Raw genomic sequence first — 23,586 nt, 5'->3', positions numbered from 1 at the left:
CGCAGGCGGGCGCTCACGTGGTCCTGGCGTCGCCGCCCAGCAGCGCGCGGGACCGGTCGCGGTCGCCCTGCACCAGAGCGAGCGCCTCATCGGAGAGGTCGACGATCCGGGTGGTGTCCCAGGGCAGCTCCAGACCGCTGTAGTGCAGCACCCGGTCGATCACCCCCGCGGTGAAGCCCCAGACCAGCCGGCCGCCGACCGCGAACGCCGGGCCGAGGTGGCCCGAGGGGTGCCGCAGCCGGGCCCGGTTGGCCGGGTCGGTCAGCTCGGCGAGCGGCACCCGGAACACCGCCCCGGTCTCCCCGAGGTCCACCGGCCGGACGGGCGTCTCCTGCCGCCACCAGCCGAGCACCGGGGTCACCACGAAGCGGCTGACCGGGATGTAGAGGGCGGGCAGGGTCGCGAAGACCTGCACGCCGGCCGGGTCCAGCCCGGTCTCCTCCCAAGCCTCGCGCAGGGCCGCCGCGACCGGCCCGGGGCCGTCCGGGTCGCCGTCCTCCGGGTCCAGCGCACCGCCGGGGAAGGACGGCTGGCCGGCGTGCGAGCGCAGCGAGCGGGCCCGCTCGATCAGCAGCAGGTCCGGGCCGTCGGGGCCCTCGCCGAAGAGCATCAGCACGGCCGAGGCGCGCCCGCCCTCAGCGGGTGGCAGGAAGCGGCTCAGTTGCTCGGGCAGCACCTGCTCGGCGGCCGCGCGCACCGGCAGCAGCCAGGACGGCAGGCCGTCCCGCTCGATCCGCGGGGCGGCCCCGCTCGGCGCTCCCTCGCGCGCCGTCACTCGGCCACCGCCAGGTCCGCGACCACGCCCTGGTGCGCGGCGGCGTCGGCCCGCGCCGCCGCCTCGCCCGGGTAGTCGGCGGGCGGCCGCAGCCGCTGGCCCGGCTGACCGCCCATCTCGTACTTGAGCAGCTTCCTCGCCTTCTCGGCGTCGGTCTCGCCCTCCCCGTAGGACGGGCAGAGCGGCGCGATCGGGCAGGCCCCGCAGGCGGGCTTGCGGGAGTGGCAGATCCGCCGGCCGTGGAACACCACCCGGTGCGAGAGCATCGTCCACTCGGACTTCGGGAAGATCTCCGCGACGGCCGCCTCGACCTTCTCCGGCTCCTCCTCGGCCGTCCAGCCGAACCTCCGCGCGAGGCGCCCGAAGTGGGTGTCCACGGTGATCCCCGGCACCCCGAAGGCGTTGCCCAGCACCACGTTCGCGGTCTTCCGGCCGACGCCGGGCAGCGTGACCAGGTCCTCCAGCCGTCCGGGGACCTCGCCGCCGAACTCGTCGCGCAGTCTGCCGGCCAGGCCGATCAGCGATCTGGCCTTGGCCCGGAAGAAGCCGGTCGGCCGGATGATCTCCTCCAGCTCCTCGGGGACGGCCGCGGCCATGTCCTCCGGCGTCGGGTACTTCGCGAACAGCGCGGGCGTCGTCTGGTTCACCCGCAGGTCGGTGGTCTGCGCCGACAGCACGGTGGCGACCAGCAACTGGAAGGGATCCTCGAAATCCAGCTCCGGATGCGCGTACGGGTACAGCTCCGCCAGCTCCCGGTTGATCCTCCGCGCCCTCCGCACCATCGCCAGGTGCGACTCCGGCTTCCTCGGCCTCACGGTCGCCCTCGCCGCCGGTTTGGCCGCAGCCTTCCGGACCTTGCTCTCTGCCATGCCCGAAGGCTACGCCGGACGGACGGCCCTCCGCGGGCAAAGCAGGTCGGCGACGTCCGACCACCCCTTGCCAGGACGGTCGTCGCGCCGACGGCCCCGGAGCAGGGCACGGGCCCGGGCAAGCGCCAAGCCCTAGCCGGCGGGTGCACCGGCGCCTCCCCTGTCGGCGCCGGTGCACCCGTCGGCTCGATGCCGGTCCGGGGACCGGCAGGCCCGTGCGGTCACCGCCGGGCTTCGGACCGGCGGCGGCCGCCCGGTCAGTGCCGGTACAGCGCGTCCAGCTCACCGAAGCCGAGCGCGCCCTCCAACTCCGTCAGGGTGCCCGCGCCGAGCAGCTCGGCGGCGGCCCGGCGGGCGGCGGTGTAGGCGTGCTGGGCCAGGCCGGTGCCGACGCTGATCCGCCGCACGCCGGTGGCCGCGAGCTCCGTCACGCTCGGCCCGCCCGCCATCGCCATCGCGTTCACCGGCAGCGGGGACGCGGCGCACAGCCGGGTCAGCGCGTCGAGGTCCAGCAGGCCGGGGACGAAGAGGCCGTCCGCGCCGGCCTCCGCGTACGCCTGCGCCCGGACGAGCACGTCGTCGAGACCGCCCAGCCCGAACAGGAAGACGTCCGTCCGGGCGTTGACCACCAGCTCGGGCAGCCCCGCCTCGGCGGCCGCCTCCCGGGCCGCGCGCAGCCGCGCGGCCTGCTCGGCCACCGCGAAGAGCGGCCCGCCGACGGCCGTCGAGTCCTCCAGGTTCACCCCGGCCGCGCCGACGCCGACCAGCGCCCGGACGGTTTCTGCGACATCGGAGGGCTTCGGACCGTAGCCGCCCTCGGCGTCGACGGAGACCGGCAGGTCCACGGCGGCGGCGATCCGGCGGGCCGCCTCGACCATCTCCGCCCGGCCGAGCTGCTGGCCGTCGCCGTGCCCGAGCGACCAGGAGACTCCGCCGCTGGTGGTGGCGATCGCGCCCGCACCGGCCGAGGCGATCACGGCGGCGCTGCCCGCGTCCCAGGCGTTCGGCAGGACGAGCACCCCGTCGGCCACGAGCTCCCGCAGCCGCAGGGCCCGGTCGCGGAGCGGGGTGGTGGTGGGGGTGTCAGTGGACATCGGGGATCACCGTCTTTCTTGCGGTCGGGCCTGGGGCTGCTGGGGAGCAGGATTCACCTCGGCTTCCGGACGGTCTCGCCGCCGGGCTGCCGAGATGAATCCTGCTCCCGGACCGCCACCGACTCCATTGATTAAGCTGGGACCGAATCCTGAGGGAGTGCCGTGATGAGAACCGAGCTGGCGTTCTCGGCGAACGACCTGGCCCAGACCCGGTTCGCCGTCTCGCCGATGTGGGAGGTCGTGACCAGCCTCCGGGCCCTGGCCACCTCGCCCGTCCCGGCCCTGCACCGCCGCTGGGCCGAGCAGGTCCGTCCCCGGCTGAGCGCCGCCGGGCTGGACCGCGGACGGCTCGCGGCCATGGTCCCGCAAACCGGCCACCTCCCCGACTTCCTCAATCCCGCGCCGGCCGGTCCCTCCCCCACCCTCGCCGACGAGCTGGCCGCGATCACCGCCACCACCGACGAGCAGGTCAGGACCGACCTCGACTACCTGGCCGCCGAGTACGACGGCCGACTCCCCACGCGGCTTTGGCCGCTGTACCGGGAGCCGGCCGCCCAGCTCCCCAAGGTCGCCGCCGAGATCGAGGCCTACTGGCAGACGGCCCTCGCCCCCTACTGGGCCAGGATCCGCGCGGTGCTGGAGGCGGACGTCTTCCACCGGGCCCGGCAGGCCGCCGAGCAGGGCACCGCCCGGGTCCTCGACGATCTGCACGAGACCGTCCGGTGGGACGGCCGGGCGCTCCGGCTGGCCCAGCGGCACTGCGCCGTCCAGCGGATCGAGGCCGGCGCCGGGCTGCTGCTCGTCCCGTCCGCCTTCGCCTGGCCGCGCGTGCTGACCCGCTCGCTGCCGCCCGACCCGCCGCAGCTCGCCTACCCCGCCCGCGGCATCGCCACCCTGTGGGAGCCCCGGACGGGGAGCGACTCGGACGCGCTCGCCGCCGTACTCGGCCGCTCCCGGGCCCTGCTGCTGACCGAACTCGACTCGCCCGCCTCGACCACCGAGCTCGCCCGCCGGAGCGGAATGTCGGCCGCCGGGGTCTCCCAGCACCTCACCGCGCTACGGGCGGCTGGCCTGACCAGCGCCCACCGGGCGGGCCGCGCGGTCCTCTACGCCCGCACCGCCGTGGCAGACGCCCTGCTCGCGCCGTCGGACGGCCCCGGACACCCCGCCGGGTAACCCATCGGTACGAATGGCCCCTCGCAGCACCCCTCGGCGCACCCCCTCCTCATATGATCGGAGCGACATGCGCCATGCTTGGTGATGCAGAGCACTGTACGAAAACTTGCGCCGGACGGCCCCAGGGCCGAACGGCCGAGAAGGAGGAAGCACGTGGACGACGTTCTGCGGCGCGCCGCACTCTTTGCGGCACTCGACGACGAACAGGCCGGCGAGCTGCGCGCTTCCATGACCGAGGTCACCCTCGCCCGTGGCGAGTCGCTGTTCCACGAGGGCGACCCGGGCGACCGGCTGTACGTCGTCGCCGAGGGCAAGGTCAAGCTGCACCGCGCCTCGCCGGACGGGCGGGAGAACATGCTCGCCGTCCTCGGCCCCAGCGAGATGATCGGCGAGCTGTCGCTGTTCGACCCGGGCCCGCGCACGGCCACCGCCAGCGCGCTGACCGAGGTCAAGCTGCTGGGCCTCGGCCACGGGGACCTCCAGCCGTGGCTGCACGCCCGCCCCGAGGTCTCGATCGCACTGCTGCGCGCCATCGCCCGGCGCCTGCGCCGGACCAACGACGTGATGTCCGACCTGGTCTTCTCCGACGTGCCCGGTCGCGTCGCCAAGGCCCTGCTGGACCTCTCCCGTCGGTTCGGCGTGCAGTCCGACGAGGGCATCCACGTCGCCCACGACCTCACCCAGGAGGAGCTGGCCCAGCTGGTCGGCGCCTCCCGGGAGACGGTCAACAAGGCACTCGCCGACTTCGCCGGCCGCGGCTGGCTGAAGCTGGAGGCCCGCGCGGTGGTCCTGATGGACGTCGAGCGGCTGTCCCGCCGCTCGCGCTGAGCCCGGTCTGAGCAGACGTACGCGAGGGCCCGTGCACCGGTCGGTGCACGGGCCCTCGCGTGTGTCCGGGCGGTTGGAGCGGGTGTCAGATCAACCCGTGCTCCTCCAGGTACTGCAGCTGGGCGCGGACGGACAGCTCGGCGGCCGGCCAGAGCGAGGGATCGACGTCCGCGTAGACCCGAGCCACCACCTCGGGCGCCGTCCGGCAGCCGGCCTCGACCGCCGTCTCCACCTGCGCGAGGCGGTTGGCCCGGTGGGCCAGGTAGTAGTCCACGGCGCCGAGGGCGTCCGCGAGGACCGGCCCGTGGCCGGGCAGCACCGTCCGCACACCGTGCTCGGAGGCCATCGTGTGCAGGCGGCGCAGCGAGTCCAGGTAGTCGCCGAGCCGACCGTCGGGGTGGGCGACCATCGTGGTGCCGCGGCCGAGCACGGTGTCTCCGGTGAGGACCGCGCCATCGGCCGGGAGGTGGAAGGTCAGCGAGTCCGAGGTGTGCCCGGGGGTGCCGACCACCCGCAGGTCCAGGCCGCCGACGTCCAGGCGCTGGCCGTGCGTGAGGCCCTCGGAGCCGAGGCGGTGCGCCGGGTCCAGGGCCCGCACCTCGGTCCGGGTGAGCTCCGCGAAGCGGGCCGCGCCCTCGGCGTGGTCGGCGTGGCCGTGGGTGAGCAGGGTGAGCGCGATGCGCTTGCCCTGCTGTTCGGCGGCGTCGACGACCCGGCGCAGGTGACCCTCGTCGAGCGGGCCGGGGTCGACGACCACGGCCAGGTCCGAGCCGGGCTCGGAGAGCAGCCAGGTGTTGGTGCCGTCCAGCGTCATCGGTGACGGGTTCGGCGCCAGCACGCAGAGTGCCCGGGGGGTGGCCTCGCCGCCGATGGCGGCGGCGGGGTCACCCGGGAGGAGTCCGCTCACCGGCCGCCCCCACCGGGGTGGCCGAGCACGCGCGTGGGCAGTGCCCGGAGGAGGTCGCGCAGGCCGCGACCGCCCTCCTCGACGATCTCGGCCTCGAAGGCCAGGGTGCGGGGGGTCAGGCTGCGGGCGGGCATCTCGCGTGCCGTCCGGCGAGCCACGTCGTTGTGGGTCATCGGGCGTCGGTCCTTCCTCTGTCGGCGTTGCGGAAATCGGTGGGCTGCACCGGCGGGCCGAACGGCCCCGGGGTCAGCGGTCCTCGGGGGTCAGCGGTCCTCGGGAAAGTCTCCATCGATGGTCAGCTCTTCATACCCCGACCATCGAACCGTCATTCGATCACCCCTCACCTCGGCACGGCCGAGGATCGGGTCCAGCGACCGGCCCGCGGCGGCGTCCAGGGCCCCGGCGGCGTCGCGCACCGGCAGCAGCTCCCGCAGCACGGTGACGGTCGGCGGCAGCATGCCGTACCGGCCCTGCTCGTAGCCGCTGACGGCGTCGGCCGGGGAGAGCCAGGCGACCTTGTCGGCCTCGCCGACCTCCTGGGCCGCACTCTGACCGGGCGGCAGGGCCGCGACGAAGAACCAGGTGTCGTACCGGCGCTCCTCGAAGGCCGGGGTGACCCAGCGGGCCCAGCCCGCCAGCAGGTCGCTGCGGAGCAGCAGCCCGTGGCTGCGGAGGAAGTCGGCGAAGGAGAGCTCGTGCGCCTCCAGGGCGGCCCGCTCGGCGGTCCAGTCCCGGGGCTCGGCGGTGCTGTCGGCGTCCGGTCCGGCCAGCAGGACGCCGGCCTCCTCGAAGGTCTCCCGGACGGCGGCGCAGACCACCGCCTGCGCGGTCCGGGCGTCCACGCCCAGCCGCCGTGCCCATTCGGCGGGGCCCGGTCCGGCCCAGCCGAGCTCGGCCTCGGCGTCGCGCGGGTCCACCCCGCCGCCCGGGTAGGCGTACATGCCGGCGGCGAAGGCCATCGAGGTGCGTCGGCGCAGCAGGTACGCCTGCGGCCCGTCGGCTGCGTCCCGCAGCAGCACCACGGTGGCGGAGGGCTTGGGTGCCGGCGGGGTCAGCTCGCCGGACTCGACCGCCCGGATCCGGGCAGGCCAGCCGGGCGGCATCGGGAGCGTCGTTGCTCGATGGTCCATGCCCGGATGCTAAGCGCCGGGGGGCGGGCTTGGACAGAGCCGCCCGGTCCCCCGTTCGGCGGCGGCGCGCCCCACGGCTCAGGACGCGCCGCGCCGCACGATCACACGCCCGTCTTGACCCGGACCTGGAGCTCGACCTCGACCGGGGCGTCCAGCGGCAGCACGGTGACGCCGACGGCACTGCGGGCGTGCACGCCCGCCTCGCCCAGCACCTGGCCGAGCAGCTCGCTGGCACCGTTGATGACACCCGGCTGACCGGTGAAGTCGGCGGCGGAGGCGACGAAGCCGACCACCTTCACGACCCGCTCGATCAGGTCCAGGTCGCCGATCACCGACTTCACGGCGGCCAGCGCGTTGAGCGCGCAGATCTGCGCGAGCTGCTTGGCCTCCTCGGGGGTGACCTCCGCTCCGACCTTGCCGGTGTTCGGCAGCTTGCCGCCCACCATCGGCAGCTGGCCGGAGGTGAACACGAACTCGCCCGACCGCAGGGCCGGCACGTACGCGGCGACCGGGGCGGCCACCGGCGGCAGGCTCAGGCCCAGCTCGGCGAGCTTCTCCTCGACCTTGCTCATGCGCTCTTCTCCCGCTTGAAGTAGGCCACCAGCTGCTCCGGGTTCGGACCCGGCACGACCTGGACGAGCTCCCAGCCGTCGTGGCCGAAGTTGTCCAGGATCTGCTTGGTGGCGTGTACGAGCAGAGGCGCCGTCATGTATTCCCACTTGGTCATGGCCAGACTCTAGACGAGCCTTCACGGCGATCCGCGCGGGCCGCGGCCCGGCGTGTGAGGTGGCCCACAAACCGGGCATGATTCAGGTCCGGCCCCCCTGATGCTCCCGGCATCCGGCGCGGTCCCTGGTTACCCTCGCGGGAGGGCACCTGTGGAAGGGCACCGGAACGGTGTCTGCCGGCGGAGCGGCCCACGGCCCTCGAAGACGGACGGAGACGGAGCGTGGCACGCACCCCCGGCCAGGCGGCCCGGCGCGATCCCGACTGGGAGGGCGTACGGCTGCACGTGGTCAGCGGCAAGGGCGGCACCGGGAAGACCACCCTGGCCGCGGCGCTGGCACTGGCGCTCGCCGCCGACGGCAGGCGGACCCTGCTGATAGAGGTCGAGGGCCGCCAGGGCATCGCCGAGCTGTTCGGTATCGCCGCGCTGCCGTACGAGGAGCGCCGGATCGCCTCGGTCTCCCGGGCCCAGCTCGGCCTGCCCCCGGCCGCACCCGCCGGCGACGGCGGCAGCGGAGGCGGTGGTGTCAGCGGCAGCGGCAGCGGCGAGGTCTATGCGCTGGCCATCGACACCGAGCTGGCGCTGCTCGAGTACCTCGACATGTTCTACAAGCTCGGCCGGGCCGGCAAGGCGCTGCAGAAGGTCGGCTTCGTCGACTTCGCCACCACCGTCGCACCCGGCGTCCGGGACGTGCTGCTCACCGGCAAGGCCTGCGAGGCGTCCCGGCGCAAGGGTCCGGACGGCCGCCGGAAGTACGACGCGATCGTGATGGACGCGCCGCCGACCGGGCGGCTCACCCGCTTCCTCAACGTCAACTCCGAGGTGGCCGGACTGGCCCGGTTCGGGCCGATCCACACGCAGGCGCAGGCCGTGATGCGGGTGCTGAAGTCCCCGGAGACCGCGGTGCACCTGGTCACCCTGCTGGAGGAGATGCCGGTGCAGGAGACCGTCGACGGCTTCGCCGAGCTGCGCGAGGCCGGCCTCCCGGTGGGCGGGGTGATGGTGAACATGGTCCGGCCGCCGGTACTGGACGCGGCGGCGGTCGCCGCCGTGGACGGCGACCACCGCGAGGAGGTCGCGCTGGCCCTCGGCGAGGCGGGCCTCGGCGGGCGCTCCCGCAAGCCGGAGACCGTCCGGGCCGCGGTGGAGCCGCTGATCGACCCGCTGCTGGAGCAGGCCAGGGAGCATGCCGAGCGGGTGGAGCTGGAGCGCGAGCAGCGCGCGGACCTGCAGCAGCTCAAGCTGCCGACGTACGAGCTGCCGCTGCTGGGCGAGGGCGTGGACCTCGGCGGCCTCTACCGGCTGGCGGGCGAACTGAAGCGTCAGGGGGCGGCGTGAGCGGGCAGGGTGGGCGGGGCAACGCGATGCGTGGGAACGGCGGCCGTCTCGACGTGGACGGGCTGATCGACGATCCGGGGACGAGGATCATCGTCTGCTGCGGCTCGGGCGGGGTCGGCAAGACCACCACCGCCGCGGCGCTCGGGCTGCGGGCGGCCGAACGCGGCCGAAAGGTCGTCGTGCTGACGATCGACCCGGCCCGCCGGCTGGCCCAGTCGATGGGCCTGACCGAGCTGGACAACACCCCCCGGGTCGTCAAGGGCGTCACCGGCGAGGGCGAGCTCCAGGCCATGATGCTCGACATGAAGCGGACCTTCGACGAGGTCGTGCTGGCCCACGCCGAGCCCGAGCGGGCCAAGGCGATCATGGAGAACCCCTTCTACCAGTCCCTGTCGGCCGGCTTCGCCGGCACCCAGGAGTACATGGCGATGGAGAAGCTCGGCCAGCTGCGCGCGGCCGAGGAGTGGGACCTGATCGTCGTCGACACCCCGCCGTCCCGCTCCGCGCTGGACTTCCTGGACGCGCCGAACCGGCTCGGGTCCTTCCTTGACGGCAAGGTGATCCGCATCCTGACCGCGCCGGCCAAGGTCGGCGGGCGCAGTGCGATGAAGTTCCTCAACGCCGGGATGGGCCTGCTCACCGGCACCCTCGGCAAGATCTTCGGGGCCCAGCTGCTGACCGACGTACAGACCTTCGTCAGCGCGATGGACTCGATGTTCGGCGGCTTCCGGGAGCGCGCGGACCGGACGTACCAGCTGCTCAAGGCGCCGGGTACGGCGTTCCTGGTGGTGGCGGCGCCCGAGCGGGACGCGCTGCGCGAGGCGGCGTACTTCGTCGACCGGCTGGCGGCCGACCGGATGCCGCTGGCCGGCCTGGTGCTCAACCGGGTGCACGGTACGGGGGCCCCGCAGCTGACCGCCGAGCGCGCGCTGGCAGCGGCCGAGGCACTGGAGGAGAACGGTTCGGAGAACGCCTCCCCCGAGGCCGAACTGCTCGCCGCCGGACTCCTGCGCCTGCACGCCGAGCGGATGCAGATCCTCACGAGGGAGCGTCGCACCCGCGACCGCTTCGTCTCGGTGTACCCGGACGTATCGATCGTCGAGGTCGGTGCACTGCCCGGGGACGTCCACGACCTGGAGGGGCTGCGCGCCATCGGGGACCGCCTGAGCGGTGCCGTGTAGCGCGGCGGGTCCATGCGGCACGGCGGTGGCCGTGCAGCCCGACGGATCCGTACAGCTCTGCGGATCCGTGCAGGTCGGCGGGCGCTGTGTGGTGCGGCGCCTTATGGCGCGGCGCGGTGTATGCCGGACGGTCCGTCCGGACGCCGGTGCTCAGCCCGCCTGGGCGTAGTCCGTCAGTATCACGCCGGTGGCGAGGGACTCCTCGTACTCCGTGCGGGCGGTCTCCAACAGCCGCCGCCAGGACATCACCGTCGGACGGCGGCGCAGCAGCGCCCTGCGCTCGCGCTCCGTCATACCGCCCCAGACCCCGAACTCCACCCGGTTGTCCAGCGCATCCGCCAGGCACTCCGTGCGGACGGGGCACCCGCTGCACACCGCCTTGGCGCGATTCTGCGCCGCCCCCTGGACGAACAGTTCGTCCGGATCACTAGTGCGGCAGGCGGCCTGCGCACTCCAGTCGTCTACCCAGCCCATGCCGGCGCCGTCCTCTCCCGAATCGAGGCTCCCCCACGGCGGCAACGGCATATTCACCGTTGCCAGTTGAGGACGTTACGGAAGAACGACAGCTTGCAACAGCCCCTTCGGGCTCAATCTCGAATGACCCGATTGGACTATGGGTATCACTCAGCTCACTCGTTGGAGTGATCGCAGGTCGCAAGCCTTGCCAGGAACACGGGCGCCACTCTAGCCACGCGCGTCGTCACGGAGCGCCACCAAAAACAGGGGCACAGCAGGTGACAGCTACCTCAAAAGCAGCCCATTGGGGGGCAATTCGGGCAAACCTCATCACTCACAAGAGTGAGCGATGTTGACGCACCGAAGCTGTCGCAAGCTTGTGACAAGCCTAGGCGAACACCTGCGCCTCTGTGCGGTATTCGGCGACGTAGGGTTCTCCCCATGGCACCGAAGCGCCCCCAGGCATCCCAGAGCCCAGGCAACAACGGAGCTCCGCGCGGCCGGCGCCGCGGGTCACCGCTCGAGTTCGCGGGACACGGAGTGAAGTTCCTGGGTGTCAGCGTGCTCTCCGGAGTCCTTCTCGCCGGCATGGCCCTGCCCGCCGTCGGCGCGCTCGGGCTCACCGCGAAGAACACCGCGGAGAGCTTCGACAACATCCCCGACGACTTCAAGACCCCGCCGCTCACCCAGGCCACCCAGATCTTCGACGCCAAGGGCGGCCTGATCGCCAAGGTGTACGAGCGCGACCGCACGGTGTTGACCGCCGACCAGATGTCCCCCTATATGCGCCAGGCGCAGGTGGACATCGAGGACGCGCGCTTCTACGAGCACGGCGCCGTCGACCTCAAGGGCGTGCTCCGCGCGGCCAGCAAGAACGCCGAGAGCGGCACCGCCTCGCAGGGCGCCTCGACGCTGACCCAGCAGTACGTGAAGAACGTCAACGTCGAGAAGGCCGGTGACGACCAGGCCGCCGTGCTGGAGGCGCAGCGCAAGACCCTGGGCCGCAAGATCCAGGAGCTGAAGGTCGCGATCAAGCTGGAGGAGGATCTGACCAAGGACCAGATCCTCACCAACTATCTGAACATCACCTTCTACGGTCACCAGGCCTACGGCGTGGAGTCGGCGGCCCAGCGGTACTTCAGCAAGAACAACAAGGACCTGACCGTCGCCGAGGCCGCCACCCTGGCCGGCGTGGTGCAGAACCCCTCCCAGTACGACCCGGTGCGCTACCCCGAGAACACGGTGAAGCGGCGCAACGTGGTGATCGACAAGATGCTGGAGAACAAGCACATCACCGCCGACCAGGCGAAGGAGGCGAAGGCCGCCCCGCTGGGTCTGAAGTACAAGGACCCGCAGAACGGCTGCATCACCGCCAACGCCGGGATGGGCTTCTTCTGCGACTACGTCCGGCACGTGGTCAAGCAGGACCCGGTGTTCGGCAAGACCGCCGCCGAGCGCAAGAAGTTCTGGGACCAGGGCGGCCTGAACATCTACACCACCCTCGACCCGGACAAGCAGGCCGCCGCCCAGAACGCGGTGACCAGCAAGGTCAAGGTCACCGACTCGGTGTCGGCCGCCGCGACCATGATGGAGCCGGGCAGCGGCAAGATCCTGGCGATGGCCCAGACCCGCCCGTACGGCCTGGACCCGAACAAGAACCAGACCGTCGTCAACCTCAACGTCGACGCGGCGATGGGCGGCGGCAACGGCTTCCAGCCGGGCTCGACCTTCAAGCCGATCATCGCGGCCGCGGCGCTGGAGTCCGGGATCTCCCCCACCCAGGCGTACCCGTCGGAGAACCGCATCGAGTGGCCGACGATGAAGACCTGCGAAGGCACCTGGAAGAACACCGAGAAGGGCGACAAGCGGTTCGTCCCTAACGAGAGCAAGAGCGAGATCGGCCCCTACGAGCTGAAGGAGGCGATGGCCCGCTCGGTCAACACCTACTTCGTGCAGATGGAGGCCGAGATGGGTCTCTGCCCGGTCAAGCAGATGGCCAACAAGCTCGGCATCACCACCCGGGCCAGCGGTGACAAGCTGGACGTCGTCCCGGCCATCACCCTGGGCACCCAGGAGATGTCCCCGCTGACCATGGCGAACGTCTACGCGACCTTCGCCGCCCGGGGCAAGTACTGCACCCCGATCGCGGTCAACAAGATCACCACGGTGGACGGCAAGGACATCAAGGTCCCGGCCTCCAGCTGCAGCCAGGCGATGTCGGAGAGCACCGCCGACGCGCTCAACACCGTGCTGCTCAACGTGACGGAGAAGGGCACCGGCGCCTCGCTCGGCCTGGAGGACGGCCGCCAGATCGCGGGCAAGACCGGTACCACCGACAAGAAGAAGGCCGCCTGGTTCAACGGCTACACGCCGCAGCTCGCCACCGCCGTCTGGATCGGCGGCCCGGCCGGCGGTGTGGAGATGAAGAACATCAAGATCGGCGACACCTACTACGGCGGCGACGGCGTCTTCGGCGCCACCGGCCCCGGCCCGATCTGGAAGCTGGCGATGGACCAGGCGCTGAAGGGCTCCGCCAAGGAGAGCTTCCAGACCGTCAACATCCCGGACCCGGCACCCAAGCCCGACCCCAACGCCACCCCGACTGCCGGCGCCACCCCGCCGAGCGGCGACGCGGCGGGCGGCAACCCGGCCGGCGGCAACCCTGCGGGCGGCAACCCCGGCGGTGGCAACCCCGGCGGCGCGACGAACGCCGGCGGGATGATCGGCGGCGGGTTCACCCTCCCGCCCGGGATCATCGGCGGGAACGGAAACGGCAACGGGAACGGCAACGGCGGCGGCCACCACTGACCCGCTGACGCAGCGAATGGAAAGGGGCGCCCCCCGAGTGATCACTCGGGGGGCGCCCCTTCGCCGTGGGCACCGGCCACGTCAGCGGGCCGGGCGTCGGCGCCTGCTCAGGAAAGCGCGGCCTTCACCACGGCGGCCACCCGGCCGCCCTCGGCCAGACCGTCCACCTTCGGCTTCACCAGCTTCATCACGGCGCCCATGCCCTGCGGCCCGGTCGCACCGCTCTCGGCGACGGCGGCGGCCACGATCGCCGCCAGCTCCTCGTCGGACAGCTGCTTGGGCAGGTACCCGTCGAGCACCACGCCCTCGGCCCGCTCCCGGTCGGCCTGCGCGGCCCGACCGGCGTTGTCGAACGCCTCGGCGGCCTCCCGGCGCTTCTTCGCCTCGCGGGCGAGCACCTTCAGCACCTCACCGTCCGAGAGCTCCCGCTTCTCCTTGCCCGCCACCTCCTCGCTGGTGACAGCGGCGAGCGTGAGCCGGATGGTGGACGAGCGGAGCTCGTCCCGTTCCCTGATGGCAGCCGTGAGGTCCTCCTGCAGCTGCGCCTTGAGCGTCGTCATGGGCCCGAGTCTCCCACCTGCGCCGTTCGATCGCCCGGCATTAACCCCGGAGCCTCCCCCCGAGCAGCTGTAACTCCTCATAATGGTTACATGACTGCTTCCGACGAACCGGCCTCCGGACTGGTGCTGACCACCCCCGGAGGCGCGCGGTTCCGCTTCGATCCGGGGGCGCTCTGCCTGGAACTGCTGGTGACCGGTGGGCCGGGTGCCTACGCGCGGTACGAGGTGCTGCACCGGCCGGAGGACCTCGCCGCGTGGCTGCCCCAGTCGCGGCTGCGGCAGCCGGCCGACCGGATCGCCATCAGCGCGGAGCAGCTCGCCGCCGCGCGGACCCTGCGCGACGCGCTCTGGCGGCTCGCCGAGGCGTGCGCACACGGGGAGGCCGGGGCGGCAGCGGACTACGCCGTACTCAACCGGGCCGCCGCACACCCCCCGCTGGTCCCGCAGATCGGCCCCGACGGCTCCGCCGCCGCGCCGCTGCCGGCCGACGGCGACCAGCTCGTGTCCACCCTCGCCCGCGACGCGATCGCCCTGCTCACCGGGCCGCACGCGGACCGGGTCCGCGAGTGCGGCGGCGACAACTGCCGACTGCTCTTCGTCGACACCTCCCGGCCCGGCCGACGGCGCTGGTGCTCCATGGAGCGCTGCGGCAACCGGCACAAGGTCCGGGCGCTGCGGGCCCGGCGCGACCACGCCGACGGGCATCCGGGGGGCCGGGAGGAGAGCTGACCCCCGCGACCACCCGGGCGGGCCGGCCCCGGGGAGGGGCCGCCCGGCGGCCGACTCGCCCAACGGGTCGGCGGGATCGTCCAGGCTTGCGAAGGCTCCGCGGGCGGGCTGCGCAGCCGCCCCGACGGCCCCGGGGAACGGTCCCGGCCGCGCACGCACCGGCGGGCGGCGCCGGCCCCGGAGGCCGCCGGGCCCCGCACCGCACCGAGGGCGCATGGAGTACGCCCGCGTGTCCCCCCGCGCCCACCGGACGTTCACCAGCTGATCCGCCGTCTGAGAGCATGGAGCGATGCGACCGCTGTACTCCGTCCCCCTCGGAATCGCCGCCACCGGCGCCGCCTGCCTCGCCTACTCGGTTGGGTACGAGGTGCGTTCCTTCCGGCTGCGCCGGATCGAGGTCCCCGTCCTACCCCGGGGCGCCCGTCCCGTCCGGGTACTGCAGGTCTCCGACATCCACATGGTGAACGGCCAGGACAAGAAGCAGCGCTGGCTGCAGAGCCTCGCCGGGCTCCGTCCCGACCTGGTGGTGAACACCGGCGACAACCTCTCCGACCCGCTCGGCGTCCCCGCCGCCCTGGACGCGCTCGGGCCCCTGATGGAGTTCCCCGGCGTGTACGTCTTCGGGTCGAACGACTACTACGGCCCCGCCCGAAAGAACCCGGCCCGCTACCTCAAGGCCATGCGCAGCGGCGTCCACGGCATGAACAACCCCGACGGCACGGCCGGCCGCGGGATCAGCGGCGCCGTGCACAACCCGTGGGAGAAGCTGCGCGACGGCTTCGACGCCGCCGGCTGGCTCGACCTCACCAACACCCGGGGTCGGCTGACCATCAACGGGCTCGACCTGGAGTTCACCGGCCTGGACGACCCGCACATCCGGCGCGACCGCTACAACGAGGTCACCGGCGGCCCGTCCGCCGACGCGGACCTCTCGCTCGCCGTCGTCCACGCCCCGTACCTCCGGGTCCTGGACGCCTTCACCGCCGACCGCTACCCGCTGATCCTGGCCGGCCACACCCACGGCGGCCAGCTCTGCATCCCCTTCTACGGCGCCCTGGTCACCAACTGCGACCTCGACGCGAAGCGGGTCAAGGGCCTCTCCACCCACCAGGCCGGCGGCCGCCGCTCCTACCTGCACGTCTCCGCCGGCTGCGGCACCAACCGCTACACCCCGGTCCGCTTCGCCTGCCCCCCCGAGGCCACCCTGCTCACCCTCACTCCACCCCGCTGACCTGCGGCGGACGCTCTCCGGGAATCGGATTTCGTCTCTCGGCGAGCGTCCGGTAGAGTTCTACTCGTCGCGAAGGAGACGGAGCGACAAACAGCAGGACCGGGGTGTGGCGCAGCTTGGTAGCGCGCTTCGTTCGGGACGAAGAGGCCGTGGGTTCAAATCCCGCCACCCCGACCCAGTAAGACCAGCTCAGGGCCGGTCTCCCGCAAGGGAGACCGGCCCTGACTGGCTTTCCGGAGCCTCTCGGGAGAATTCTGGGAGAAAACCGCTCCGGGCGATCTCCCGGCGGGCTCCTACTGACCGGCCCTCAGCAAGGTGTCGAGCACCCCCACAGGCGACCCCGGCGACATCCGCCGGCGGGCTTCGAGTGACACGTCCCATACGGCGGTGAGGTCGTCCATGAGCCGGCTCCGCATCTCGGCCGTGATGTGCGAGTAGCGGGCCTGGACCGATCCGTCCTCGTGCCCCATCCGCTCGTCCTTGAGCTTCGGCGGCGTGCCGAACCCGTCCATCATCGTCTTGTGCGTGTGCCGCAGGCCGTGGGGTGTAAGACCGCGCTGGATCGGCGGCCAGCACGCCTCCGCCCGGCCGGCGGCTCCCCGTCCGCGCGCCGGGATGCCCGGCCACGGCTCGGCCAGCAGCGGCACCGGCCGGGCCTCCTCCGGCGCCTTCTTCGGGTACCAGCCGGTGGTCGCCGGATGGAACAGCCACGTGGCGAACCCGTTCCGGCGCCAGTGCGCGGCGTTCTCACCGGACGGCCAGTACCGGATGTAGTCGAGGTCGGCGATAGCCTTCTCCACCCGGGACCGGGTGTCGGGGGCGACGGCGTGCGGGCGGTTGAGCACGTTGGAGACCGTGCCGGTGGAGACACCGGCGACGCGGGCAACGTCCACCAGCTTCGTGCCGGGCCGGCGGGCGGCCCCGTTAGCGGCGCCGTGTCCGCTGAAGAGGTACCGCCGACCGTGGCACTCGCACGGCTTCGTACCGGCGCGGACCACCTGCCCGGCGAGCAGGCCGGACAGGAAGGACGGGGTATCGATCGTCCGGTAGGAGTCGTCCTTGGGCGGGCAGCGGTGCATCTCGCCGGAGTCCAGCTCGTACAGCTGCCATTCGACACGCACGGCCGCCGGGCGAATGAACTCAGCTTCGAGCCCGACGATCTCGCCCCAGCGCATGCCCGTGTAGCCCTTGAGCACGACGCCGACGAACTCGTCGTCCCGGCCCGACAGCAGCGCGGTTCGCTCGGCGATGAGCAGGATGCCAAGCCCGGTGGTGATCACCTTCTCGCGGCTGCGGTTGCGCGAGCGCCCTGCCCGCTTGCCCCGGCCGCGCCGCCGGCTCGCCGGGTTGGAGTCGCGCAGGCCGGCATCGACGGCGTCGGCGAGGATCAGGTGCAGCGTGCCGCGCCACGTCTTGATGCTGCTCGGCGCGTAGTCGCGCTCACGTTCCCGACGCTCCCATGCGTCGACCGCGCCCTTGGTGATCTCGTCGAGGAAGACGTCCTCGAACTCCGGGAGCAGGTGTTCTTCGATGTGCCTCTTGTAGTTCTGCATGGTCGACGCGGCGAGGTCCTGGTCCTCGTACCAGGCACTGGCGTACTCGCCGAACGTCATCCGCTCAGGGCCCGAAGCGGCGGGTGGTTGAGCAGCTTCCTTGGCTGCCTCCTCCTCCGCGACCGATGCGGCCTTCTCGGCCGCGCGCTTGGTCTTGTAGCGGACCGCCTTCCCGTTGGTGTCGAGGACGGTCCCGTACTTGCCGGGTGCGATCTTGTAGCGGGCGCGCCAGTAGTCGCCACGGTTCTCGCCGTATCCCAATGTGATCTCTCGGAAGTAGGGGCCCGCCCGGTGAGACCACCGGGCGGGCACTTGGGTGTGGTCAGGCAGCGTCCTGTTGGTGCAGCGCCGCCCTGCGCGGCGGCCGCGCGCGAAGTCGAACCACGGGCCGCGCCTGCTGCGGGTCACGGTCCGGCGCCTTCGGGGCGGCGACGGCGGTGATCTTGGCCTGCGGCGTGGCCCCCAGCGCCGGCCGCACCTCGTACATGCGGACGATCTCGGCAAACTGGTCGGCCGTGAAGCGGTAGGCGCGTCCGGGCTTGGTGAAGGGGATCCGCCCACGACGGGCCTGCTCCTTCACCCACCACTCGGACATCCCGATGGCCGCAGCGATGTCGGCCGGGTAGTACAGCGACGGCAGTTGACCCCTGCCCTTGGACATGAGGGCCCTCCAGATCGACGGTGACGGGGCTTCGCCCCCTCCTTCTCAGGGATCCGCTACTGCCGCTACTGCCGCTACCTCCCTGGTCAGGGGCGTGTTTTTGGTAGCGGATTTGGTAGCGGTAGCGGATTGGTGCCGCTCCCGCCAGTGCTGGCGGGAGCGGCGGACGGTCTACGGTGCGGCGGCGGCCGGGGTGGCGGGTAGCGGATCGGTATCCGCTACCTCGGGCGTATCCGCTACCGGGAACAGGGCCCTGACCTGCGCGGTAGCGGCAGTAGCGGCGGTAGCGGATCCCTCGGAGGGGAGGGGGCGGCAGTACCGCAGCCACGCGTCGGCGAGGTCGGAGGCGTAGTAGCCCTTCGCCGAACTCTTCGAGCCGGTCTTGATGTTGCGGGGCTTGATGGGGTCGTTGTCGGCGGTGACGTAGTCGCCGAGCATGCGGGCGAGGGCGCGAGCGGTGATGGGCTTGCCGTCGAGGTCGGCCCACGGGGCGTCGTCCAGTTCGGCGAGCCTGCTCAGCAGTTCGGCGCTGAGCATGCGTTCGGCGCCGTCGAAGATGTCCCGCAGGTCGGACAGGAGGCGGATGCCGACGCTGCCCTTGTCGTTGGCCTTGGCGGCGGTGACGAGCTGGACGCAGGCGGCGCGGGCGCGCTCGGGCCAGTGGCCGCCGGCGGCGTCGGCGACGGCGAGCAGGGGTTCCCACACGTCGGCGGGCCGGTCGGTGACGCCGTCGGGCATCTCGGGCACGGTGTCCTGGAGGGTGGTGCGGACGGAGTCCGCCCAGGTGGCGAGCCGCTTGCGCAGGGCGTGCCCCTCGGGTGCGGTGGTCCGCTCGCGGAAGGGCTCGACCTGCTCGTTGGGGGCCCGGCGGCGCATCCGGATGATGATCGAGCGGCTCATGATGGTGTCGGGCAGGTCGCCGAGGCCGCCCATGGCGAGGGCAGCGTAGACGGGGAACGCCTGGACCGTCTGGGTGCTGCCGTCGCCGACGCAGCGGTGGACGACGCCGGAGCGGCGGTGGCCGGAGTTGATGAGGCCGCGCAGGTCTTCGTTGCCGCCGGCTTTCGGCCCGAAGGTGGTGTCGACCTCGTCGAACAGCACGGTGGGCCGGGCGTCGGGGTCGGACACGGAGCGGAACAGGGCGGCCGGGGAGACGTCGGTGGTGAACATCGACCGGGGGGTGAGCGTGTCGATGATCTCCAGGGCGCGGGTCTTGCCGGATCCGGGTTCCGGGGAGAGGAAGGCGATGCGCGGGGTGGACTCGAAGGTGTCGAGCAGGTGGGTGTGCGCGTCCCACAGAACGACAGCGGTGTAGGCGGCCTCGCTGGGGAAGACGTTGAAGCGGCGGTGGAACGCTTCGACGGCGTCGAGCACGGCGGCGCCGTCCTCGGTGGTGACGGGCGGGGTGGGATCGGTCATGCTGGCCTCTCCGGTTCGGTTGGGCTGGAGTGGAGCGGGCCGCCGGTCTTTGGACGGATGCGGCGGCCCGCTTCGAGCAGGTCAGGCAGCGTGGGCACCTGCGGCGGCGAAGCCCCGGTCGACCGCGCGGGTGGCGTAGTCGTGCGGGACACCGACGCCGACGGCGGCGCTGATGATGTGCTGGGCGATGGTGTCGAGACCGCAGGGGCCGGGGCACCGGGTGTGCTGGGCGGCGAGGAAGCGGGCGACGCCGAAGGCTTGCGACCCGGCGCCGCTCTCCGGGCAGTCCGCGATCTTGGCGAGGCCGCGTTGCAGGCCGGTGTGGATGTAGCGCTCGGTGTGGCGGCACCCGGCGGCCACGGTGCGGCTCCAGGGTGGCGTGGGTGAAGAGGCCAACCGCGCGCCGTTCGTCGGCGGCCGGTTGGCCTCTTCCCCGACCACCAGGGCGCGGACGGCATCGGGCAGCGGGGCCATGATGCCGGTTCCGTACCCGAGCCAACGGGCGTACTGCATAAGCGACTTGACGTCGATGTCGGGGCGGACCCCGTTGGCGGAGGCCATGGTGCCCCGGTAGACCCAGTGTTCGCCCCGGGTGGTGGCCACGGTGAGCGTGGGAGGCAGATTGGTGCGGGCCCAGGCGACGGCGTCGGCGTGGTCGAGATCGACCACGGTCAGTCCGGCGCCGCCCGGGTGGTAGGCCACCGCTTCGGCCTCCCGCCACGCCCGCACCCACGGCGGGCTGGTCAGGACGGTGGGGTCGGTGGTGGCGGCGGCCCACGCGTGGCAGGGCGCCGGGCAGGCACACGGCCCCGGGACCTTCATGTTCGGCCGGCCACCGCATACGACGCCGGGCCGAGCGACGTTCTTCCTACAGGCCGGGCAGTTCCCGAGCGGGCTCTTGCCCGCTCGCAGAGGCAGCACCGGCAGGCCGAGCCGGGCCAGTTCGAGCGCGAGTTGCAGGAGGGGGTTCACGCCGCTCTCCAGAGGTCGGCGGGAGCTGCGCGGTGTGCTGCTCGGCGCAGACCTTGTGTGCGGGCCTGCGCTGCTCGTCGCGCAGCGGGGTGGGACGACGGCACCACCGGCACGGCAGGGTGCGGGTGCGGTCGAAGTGGGAGGCGTCGCGCCAGTCAAGGGCGGCGGCCACGGCCGGGGCCGTTAGGCGGCAAGGGCGCCGCCGCGCCCGGACTGGCTGGTCCGGGCGGCGACCTGTCGGCCGATCAGTTCGGTGTAGGCCGGCGGGCAGGCAGCCACGCGGCGGGCGGGCGGGCCGCCCGGAACAGCGCGGCCAGGGCGGCGGGGGCGCTCACCGGGCACCGCCGAGCAGGTCGTCCACCAGCGGGGCCAGCGCGCTGTTGGCGTGGGCGGCAAGCGCCGCGACCACCTGCTTGGCCTCGTGGGTGAGGGTGCGGCCGGGCCGGGCGGCGGTCGGTCGGAGCAGGATCCCGTCGGGAACGGGGACGAGCAGGGTCGCGGCGACCAGCACGGCCGGGCGGTCGGTCAGTTCCGGACCGACGAGCACCGGCCACGGGTCGTCGTGGCGTCCCCACGGGTCGCGCTCCCAGTCCAGGGGGCGGAAGCGGCTGTCGGGTCGGCGGGTGAGGTCCCGGTGCCGCAGGCCGACCTTGGCGCTGAGCACGGCCCGGCCCTCGTAGTCGCGGTGAACGGTGAGCGGGTAGACGTCGGGGCGTACAGCGACATAACCGGGGACCATGACGGGGGCGGTGGCCACCGACCACGCGACGGCGGCGAAGTCCACCGGGCCGAGCGGCTCGCCACCATCGTGGAAGTCGTCGGCGTGCTGGGCGAGGTAGGCGCCGTAGCGGGAGTGGCCGTCGCTGGCCTGCTCCCGGTCGTAGATGTCGTCCACGATCGCGAGCGTGAAGCGGTCGAACTCGGGCATGCTGGAGTCCTGGTCTCTGTGAAGGGACTGGTCGGGCCCCACACCGGCCGCCGATTCTTGGCAGAGAGACGGCCGGTGCGGGGCATCGTGCTGTGTGGAGGGGTCCGTCACAACTTGTGCCGGAGATAGGGCAGTTCGGTCGGTTAGGCGTACCGGGCGAGCCTGCTGGCGGTGTCCTGGTCGAGGTCTCCGTTGGCGTCGGCGCGGCTCAGCGCCTCCAGTGCCGCCGGGGAGGCGAGCGGGGTTTCCTTGCCCTGGAGCGGGAGGCCGTGGGCGCGTCCCGTCAGGAGGGCGTGCACGGCGGAGGCGACACTGTCCGGCGTGGCGACAAGGCCGAGGACGAGCGGCTCCGGGTCGGAGCGGCGGTTGTCGGAGGTGCCGTGCGCCCAACCATCCTCTATCGAAAGGCATGCGGAGGTTGGTGATGGGTTGGTATTTTCTAGGCGCACCCGAGCACGCAGGGAGTTGGCGGAAAACTGAAGGGCCATCCGGGAATTACAGCGACGCCAGCCGGCATGCAGAATTCGATTCCGGTGCCGGGAATTGCGATCCTTGACTCGCTACTAACGGGATCGCAGTCGAGCATCGTCCACTTGGCCCCACCGTCTCCGCAGCAAAACACAACTGAAACTGCCCGCGCGGCACGGCCGAAGGTCCCCTGCCATCCATGCAGGTGAAACTCCCCTGTCCTGCGAGGAGATGCGGCAAGGTAGGTCGGGTGCCAAGGGATCACGTCGCCCTGCGGCCAGCTCCCGCCCTGTCCAGTAGGGCCAGGCCACCCTCGCCTCCAGTACGGATATCGGGCCACCGCCAGGTCCGGAACATCCGCATACTCGGGCTTCCCTTCCTCTGGCGGGGAAGCAATCCAGGCATACGTGCGATGGTAGGCCAAGTCATGGGTCGCCAGTGTGAATCGGGCACGGCGCCCCTTCGCGTTAAGGAATGTCCCGTGCAGGAGTCCAAGACCTCCGGGTACTGGCGCAAATCCCGCCGAGAAGCACAGCTGTCGGTAGTTGACATCCATTGCGCGAGCTTCGGAAGGGGATATCTCGGCCCATTCCTTGATCTTCGGGTCACGAAGGTGGCCGCTTATCCCGCGAATGCGCTTTTCGTTCTCCAGCTCTTCCGGGAGGCGGTACTTCCTCTTTTTCTTCGTTGCCATGCCGAAAATACTGCCCGGAGTCGCGGCGCCTCCGCCAGCGGCTCGAGTCCAGCGCTCCAGGTCGGCTCAGTGTGGCCGTGACCTGCGCGAATCCTGGTTGGCGCACCTGCGGGTTGTGCCGATGGCACCCACACCGTGACCTACCTGCAACCCGGAACCTGCCTGAGCGGTCGCCGGCCACCCCACCCTGGCTCCGTCAGCGGAGATGGCCTGGATCGCCATCGAGGGGCCAGACGCCGTGGCTGTCGCAGACCAGACACTTGGGGTCCGGGGTGTCGGTCAGCTCGATGGCGGGGCGGGGCCAGCCGTTGAAGCGCAGTCGCATGCGGGACATGGCGTTTCTCCTGGTCAGCGGTTGCGGTTGGTGACGTTGACGTGCACGTTCACGCCGCCCTGGCCGCCCCGGGCGCCCCCGCCGCTGCTGTTCTTGAGCAGGTAGACGACGCCGAGGGCGGCGACGAGCAGGCCGAGGCCGGTGGTGGCGGCGGCGAGGGTCTGGAGCAGGAAGCCGACGCCGAGTCCGGCGCCGCCGATGCCGATGCCGCCGGCGAGCAGGCGGGCGGGCCACGGGTCGCGCGCCGGGGCGGCGGGCAGGTACTGCGCCAGCGGGGCGGGGGTGTGGAGTACGGGGTACTGGGCGGGCGCGGTCAGCGGGGTGGTGGGGTGGTAGAGCGCGGGCGGGGCGGTGAGCGGCGCGGGGTGGGCGTAGTAGGGGGTGCCGTCCTGGGTGTAGAGCACCGGGGCGGCGAACTGCGGCTGCGGGGTGGTGGTGTGGTCCACGGTGCTTCTCCTGTCGGCGGTACTGGCGGGTGGTCAGTGGATGGTGGAGACGTAGTGGGCGAGGGCGGTCAGGGCGCCGTTCACGGGGGCGGCGAGGCCGGTGCCGGCGGCGGTGAAGCCGGACATCCACACGAGGACGGCGCTGCCGGCGCTGACGCGCTGGGCGCGGACGAGCACGACGGTGATGACGCCGAACAGCAGGGCGGCGGAGATCGAGACGATCACGGTGCGGGGTCCTTCCGGGTGCCCCGGGTGCGGTTCCCGGGGCGCGGTCGATCGGGTGGCGGGTGGGGTGTCAGAAG

26 protein-coding genes and 1 tRNA gene are annotated in these 23,586 nt (G+C 72.3%); 8 read left to right on the top strand and 19 right to left on the bottom strand.

What is annotated here, in order from left to right; all coding sequences use genetic code 11:
• Nucleotides 1–13: 13 nt before the first annotated feature.
• The 3 genes from ACGFZP_RS10900 to ACGFZP_RS10890 all read right to left on the bottom strand — a co-directional run bounded on the left by ACGFZP_RS10900 (nucleotide 14) and on the right by ACGFZP_RS10890 (nucleotide 2,738).
• Entirely contained in the window at nucleotides 14–775 is a 762-nt protein-coding gene (locus ACGFZP_RS10900; protein WP_392930841.1) for an NUDIX hydrolase, read from the bottom strand.
• On the bottom strand, nucleotides 772–1,644 hold the full coding sequence (gene nth, locus ACGFZP_RS10895; RefSeq protein ID WP_392930839.1) for an endonuclease III: 873 nt from the start codon (nucleotides 1,642–1,644) through the stop codon (nucleotides 772–774). The genes ACGFZP_RS10900 and nth overlap by 4 nt, the downstream gene beginning before the upstream one ends.
• Nucleotides 1,645–1,901: 257 nt before the next feature.
• Nucleotides 1,902–2,738 (bottom strand): isocitrate lyase/phosphoenolpyruvate mutase family protein, encoded by an 837-nt coding sequence (locus ACGFZP_RS10890; protein WP_392930837.1) that lies wholly within the window; start codon nucleotides 2,736–2,738, stop codon nucleotides 1,902–1,904.
• 165 nt (nucleotides 2,739–2,903) lie between these two features.
• On the opposite strand from ACGFZP_RS10890, the gene ACGFZP_RS10885 reads away from it, so the two are divergent.
• Both ACGFZP_RS10885 and ACGFZP_RS10880 read left to right on the top strand, forming a co-directional pair.
• Complete coding sequence (locus ACGFZP_RS10885; protein WP_392930835.1) at nucleotides 2,904–3,914, top strand: DUF5937 family protein; 1,011 nt, start codon at nucleotides 2,904–2,906, stop codon at nucleotides 3,912–3,914.
• Nucleotides 3,915–4,067: 153 nt separating this feature from the next.
• Nucleotides 4,068–4,742, top strand: coding sequence for a Crp/Fnr family transcriptional regulator (locus ACGFZP_RS10880; protein ID WP_030392646.1), 675 nt, complete (start codon nucleotides 4,068–4,070; stop codon nucleotides 4,740–4,742).
• 85 nt (nucleotides 4,743–4,827) lie between these two features.
• On the opposite strand, the gene ACGFZP_RS10875 is transcribed toward ACGFZP_RS10880, so the two are convergent.
• From ACGFZP_RS10875 to ACGFZP_RS10855, 5 genes are all read right to left on the bottom strand, one after another.
• Complete coding sequence (locus ACGFZP_RS10875; RefSeq protein WP_392930833.1) at nucleotides 4,828–5,649, bottom strand: MBL fold metallo-hydrolase; 822 nt, start codon at nucleotides 5,647–5,649, stop codon at nucleotides 4,828–4,830.
• Nucleotides 5,646–5,822, bottom strand: coding sequence for a hypothetical protein (locus ACGFZP_RS10870; protein ID WP_392930831.1), 177 nt, complete (start codon nucleotides 5,820–5,822; stop codon nucleotides 5,646–5,648). Before ACGFZP_RS10870 ends, ACGFZP_RS10875 begins: the two co-directional genes overlap by 4 nt.
• A 90-nt stretch (nucleotides 5,823–5,912) precedes the next feature.
• A complete protein-coding gene (locus ACGFZP_RS10865; RefSeq protein ID WP_392930830.1) occupies nucleotides 5,913–6,779 on the bottom strand; it encodes an NUDIX hydrolase in 867 nt (288 codons plus the stop codon).
• A gap of 101 nt (nucleotides 6,780–6,880) precedes the next feature.
• Nucleotides 6,881–7,351: a RidA family protein gene (locus ACGFZP_RS10860; RefSeq protein WP_392930828.1), complete on the bottom strand. Its 471-nt coding sequence runs from the start codon at nucleotides 7,349–7,351 to the stop codon at nucleotides 6,881–6,883.
• On the bottom strand, nucleotides 7,348–7,506 hold the full coding sequence (locus ACGFZP_RS10855; protein ID WP_387949865.1) for a DUF4177 domain-containing protein: 159 nt from the start codon (nucleotides 7,504–7,506) through the stop codon (nucleotides 7,348–7,350). The genes ACGFZP_RS10860 and ACGFZP_RS10855 overlap by 4 nt, the downstream gene beginning before the upstream one ends.
• A gap of 222 nt (nucleotides 7,507–7,728) precedes the next feature.
• On the opposite strand from ACGFZP_RS10855, the gene ACGFZP_RS10850 reads away from it, so the two are divergent.
• Together ACGFZP_RS10850 and ACGFZP_RS10845 are read left to right on the top strand one after the other, a co-directional pair.
• On the top strand, nucleotides 7,729–8,844 hold the full coding sequence (locus ACGFZP_RS10850) for an ArsA-related P-loop ATPase (protein ID WP_392930827.1): 1,116 nt from the start codon (nucleotides 7,729–7,731) through the stop codon (nucleotides 8,842–8,844).
• Nucleotides 8,845–8,870: 26 nt separating this feature from the next.
• The gene (locus tag ACGFZP_RS10845) at nucleotides 8,871–10,025 is read left to right on the top strand and encodes an ArsA family ATPase (protein WP_392931035.1); all 1,155 of its coding nucleotides are present in this window, start codon (nucleotides 8,871–8,873) and stop codon (nucleotides 10,023–10,025) included.
• A 150-nt stretch (nucleotides 10,026–10,175) separates the two neighbouring features.
• On the opposite strand, the gene ACGFZP_RS10840 is transcribed toward ACGFZP_RS10845, so the two are convergent.
• Nucleotides 10,176–10,499: a WhiB family transcriptional regulator gene (locus ACGFZP_RS10840; RefSeq protein ID WP_033333275.1), complete on the bottom strand. Its 324-nt coding sequence runs from the start codon at nucleotides 10,497–10,499 to the stop codon at nucleotides 10,176–10,178.
• A 522-nt stretch (nucleotides 10,500–11,021) separates the two neighbouring features.
• On the opposite strand from ACGFZP_RS10840, the gene ACGFZP_RS10835 reads away from it, so the two are divergent.
• Nucleotides 11,022–13,289 carry a transglycosylase domain-containing protein gene (locus ACGFZP_RS10835; RefSeq protein ID WP_392930825.1) on the top strand — a complete coding sequence of 756 codons (2,268 nt, stop codon included), beginning with the start codon at nucleotides 11,022–11,024 and terminating at the stop codon, nucleotides 13,287–13,289.
• A 107-nt stretch (nucleotides 13,290–13,396) separates the two neighbouring features.
• Here the strand turns inward: ACGFZP_RS10835 and ACGFZP_RS10830 are convergent, their stop codons facing one another.
• A complete protein-coding gene (locus ACGFZP_RS10830; protein ID WP_392930824.1) occupies nucleotides 13,397–13,849 on the bottom strand; it encodes a GatB/YqeY domain-containing protein in 453 nt (150 codons plus the stop codon).
• A gap of 90 nt (nucleotides 13,850–13,939) precedes the next feature.
• On the opposite strand from ACGFZP_RS10830, the gene ACGFZP_RS10825 reads away from it, so the two are divergent.
• The 3 genes from ACGFZP_RS10825 (at nucleotide 13,940) to ACGFZP_RS10815 (ending at nucleotide 15,983) form a co-directional block, all read left to right on the top strand.
• On the top strand, nucleotides 13,940–14,578 hold the full coding sequence (locus ACGFZP_RS10825; RefSeq protein ID WP_392930822.1) for a CGNR zinc finger domain-containing protein: 639 nt from the start codon (nucleotides 13,940–13,942) through the stop codon (nucleotides 14,576–14,578).
• Between the two features lie 289 nt (nucleotides 14,579–14,867).
• Entirely contained in the window at nucleotides 14,868–15,809 is a 942-nt protein-coding gene (locus tag ACGFZP_RS10820) for a metallophosphoesterase (protein WP_392930820.1), read from the top strand.
• Nucleotides 15,810–15,909: 100 nt separating this feature from the next.
• Nucleotides 15,910–15,983: transfer RNA gene (locus ACGFZP_RS10815), tRNA-Pro, on the top strand.
• Between the two features lie 119 nt (nucleotides 15,984–16,102).
• On the opposite strand, the gene ACGFZP_RS10810 is transcribed toward ACGFZP_RS10815, so the two are convergent.
• The 9 genes from ACGFZP_RS10810 to ACGFZP_RS10770 form a co-directional block, all read right to left on the bottom strand.
• Nucleotides 16,103–17,623 carry a LacI family DNA-binding transcriptional regulator gene (locus ACGFZP_RS10810; protein WP_392930818.1) on the bottom strand — a complete coding sequence of 507 codons (1,521 nt, stop codon included), beginning with the start codon at nucleotides 17,621–17,623 and terminating at the stop codon, nucleotides 16,103–16,105.
• Between the two features lie 61 nt (nucleotides 17,624–17,684).
• On the bottom strand, nucleotides 17,685–18,023 hold the full coding sequence (locus ACGFZP_RS10805) for a DNA-binding protein (protein ID WP_392930817.1): 339 nt from the start codon (nucleotides 18,021–18,023) through the stop codon (nucleotides 17,685–17,687).
• A gap of 171 nt (nucleotides 18,024–18,194) precedes the next feature.
• Nucleotides 18,195–19,442 (bottom strand): DUF3631 domain-containing protein, encoded by a 1,248-nt coding sequence (locus tag ACGFZP_RS10800; protein WP_392930816.1) that lies wholly within the window; start codon nucleotides 19,440–19,442, stop codon nucleotides 18,195–18,197.
• 81 nt (nucleotides 19,443–19,523) lie between these two features.
• A complete protein-coding gene (locus tag ACGFZP_RS10795) occupies nucleotides 19,524–20,414 on the bottom strand; it encodes a bifunctional DNA primase/polymerase (protein ID WP_392930814.1) in 891 nt (296 codons plus the stop codon).
• Nucleotides 20,415–20,745: 331 nt separating this feature from the next.
• Complete coding sequence (locus ACGFZP_RS10790; protein WP_392930812.1) at nucleotides 20,746–21,342, bottom strand: hypothetical protein; 597 nt, start codon at nucleotides 21,340–21,342, stop codon at nucleotides 20,746–20,748.
• A 143-nt stretch (nucleotides 21,343–21,485) separates the two neighbouring features.
• Nucleotides 21,486–21,641, bottom strand: a complete 156-nt coding sequence (locus ACGFZP_RS10785) for a hypothetical protein (protein ID WP_392930811.1) — start codon at nucleotides 21,639–21,641, stop codon at nucleotides 21,486–21,488.
• 1,059 nt (nucleotides 21,642–22,700) lie between these two features.
• A complete protein-coding gene (locus ACGFZP_RS10780) occupies nucleotides 22,701–22,838 on the bottom strand; it encodes a hypothetical protein (RefSeq protein ID WP_392930809.1) in 138 nt (45 codons plus the stop codon).
• A 14-nt stretch (nucleotides 22,839–22,852) separates the two neighbouring features.
• The gene (locus tag ACGFZP_RS10775) at nucleotides 22,853–23,284 is read right to left on the bottom strand and encodes a hypothetical protein (RefSeq protein WP_392930807.1); all 432 of its coding nucleotides are present in this window, start codon (nucleotides 23,282–23,284) and stop codon (nucleotides 22,853–22,855) included.
• 33 nt (nucleotides 23,285–23,317) lie between these two features.
• Entirely contained in the window at nucleotides 23,318–23,509 is a 192-nt protein-coding gene (locus ACGFZP_RS10770) for a hypothetical protein (RefSeq protein WP_392930806.1), read from the bottom strand.
• Between the last annotated feature and the right edge of the window lie 77 nt (nucleotides 23,510–23,586).

The sequence above is a fragment of the Kitasatospora sp. NPDC048239 genome (assembly GCF_043202015.1).
GTDB lineage: Bacteria > Actinomycetota > Actinomycetes > Streptomycetales > Streptomycetaceae > Kitasatospora.
Note: the sequence above shows the minus strand (reverse complement) of the source record. Positions and strands in the feature narration are given on the sequence as shown.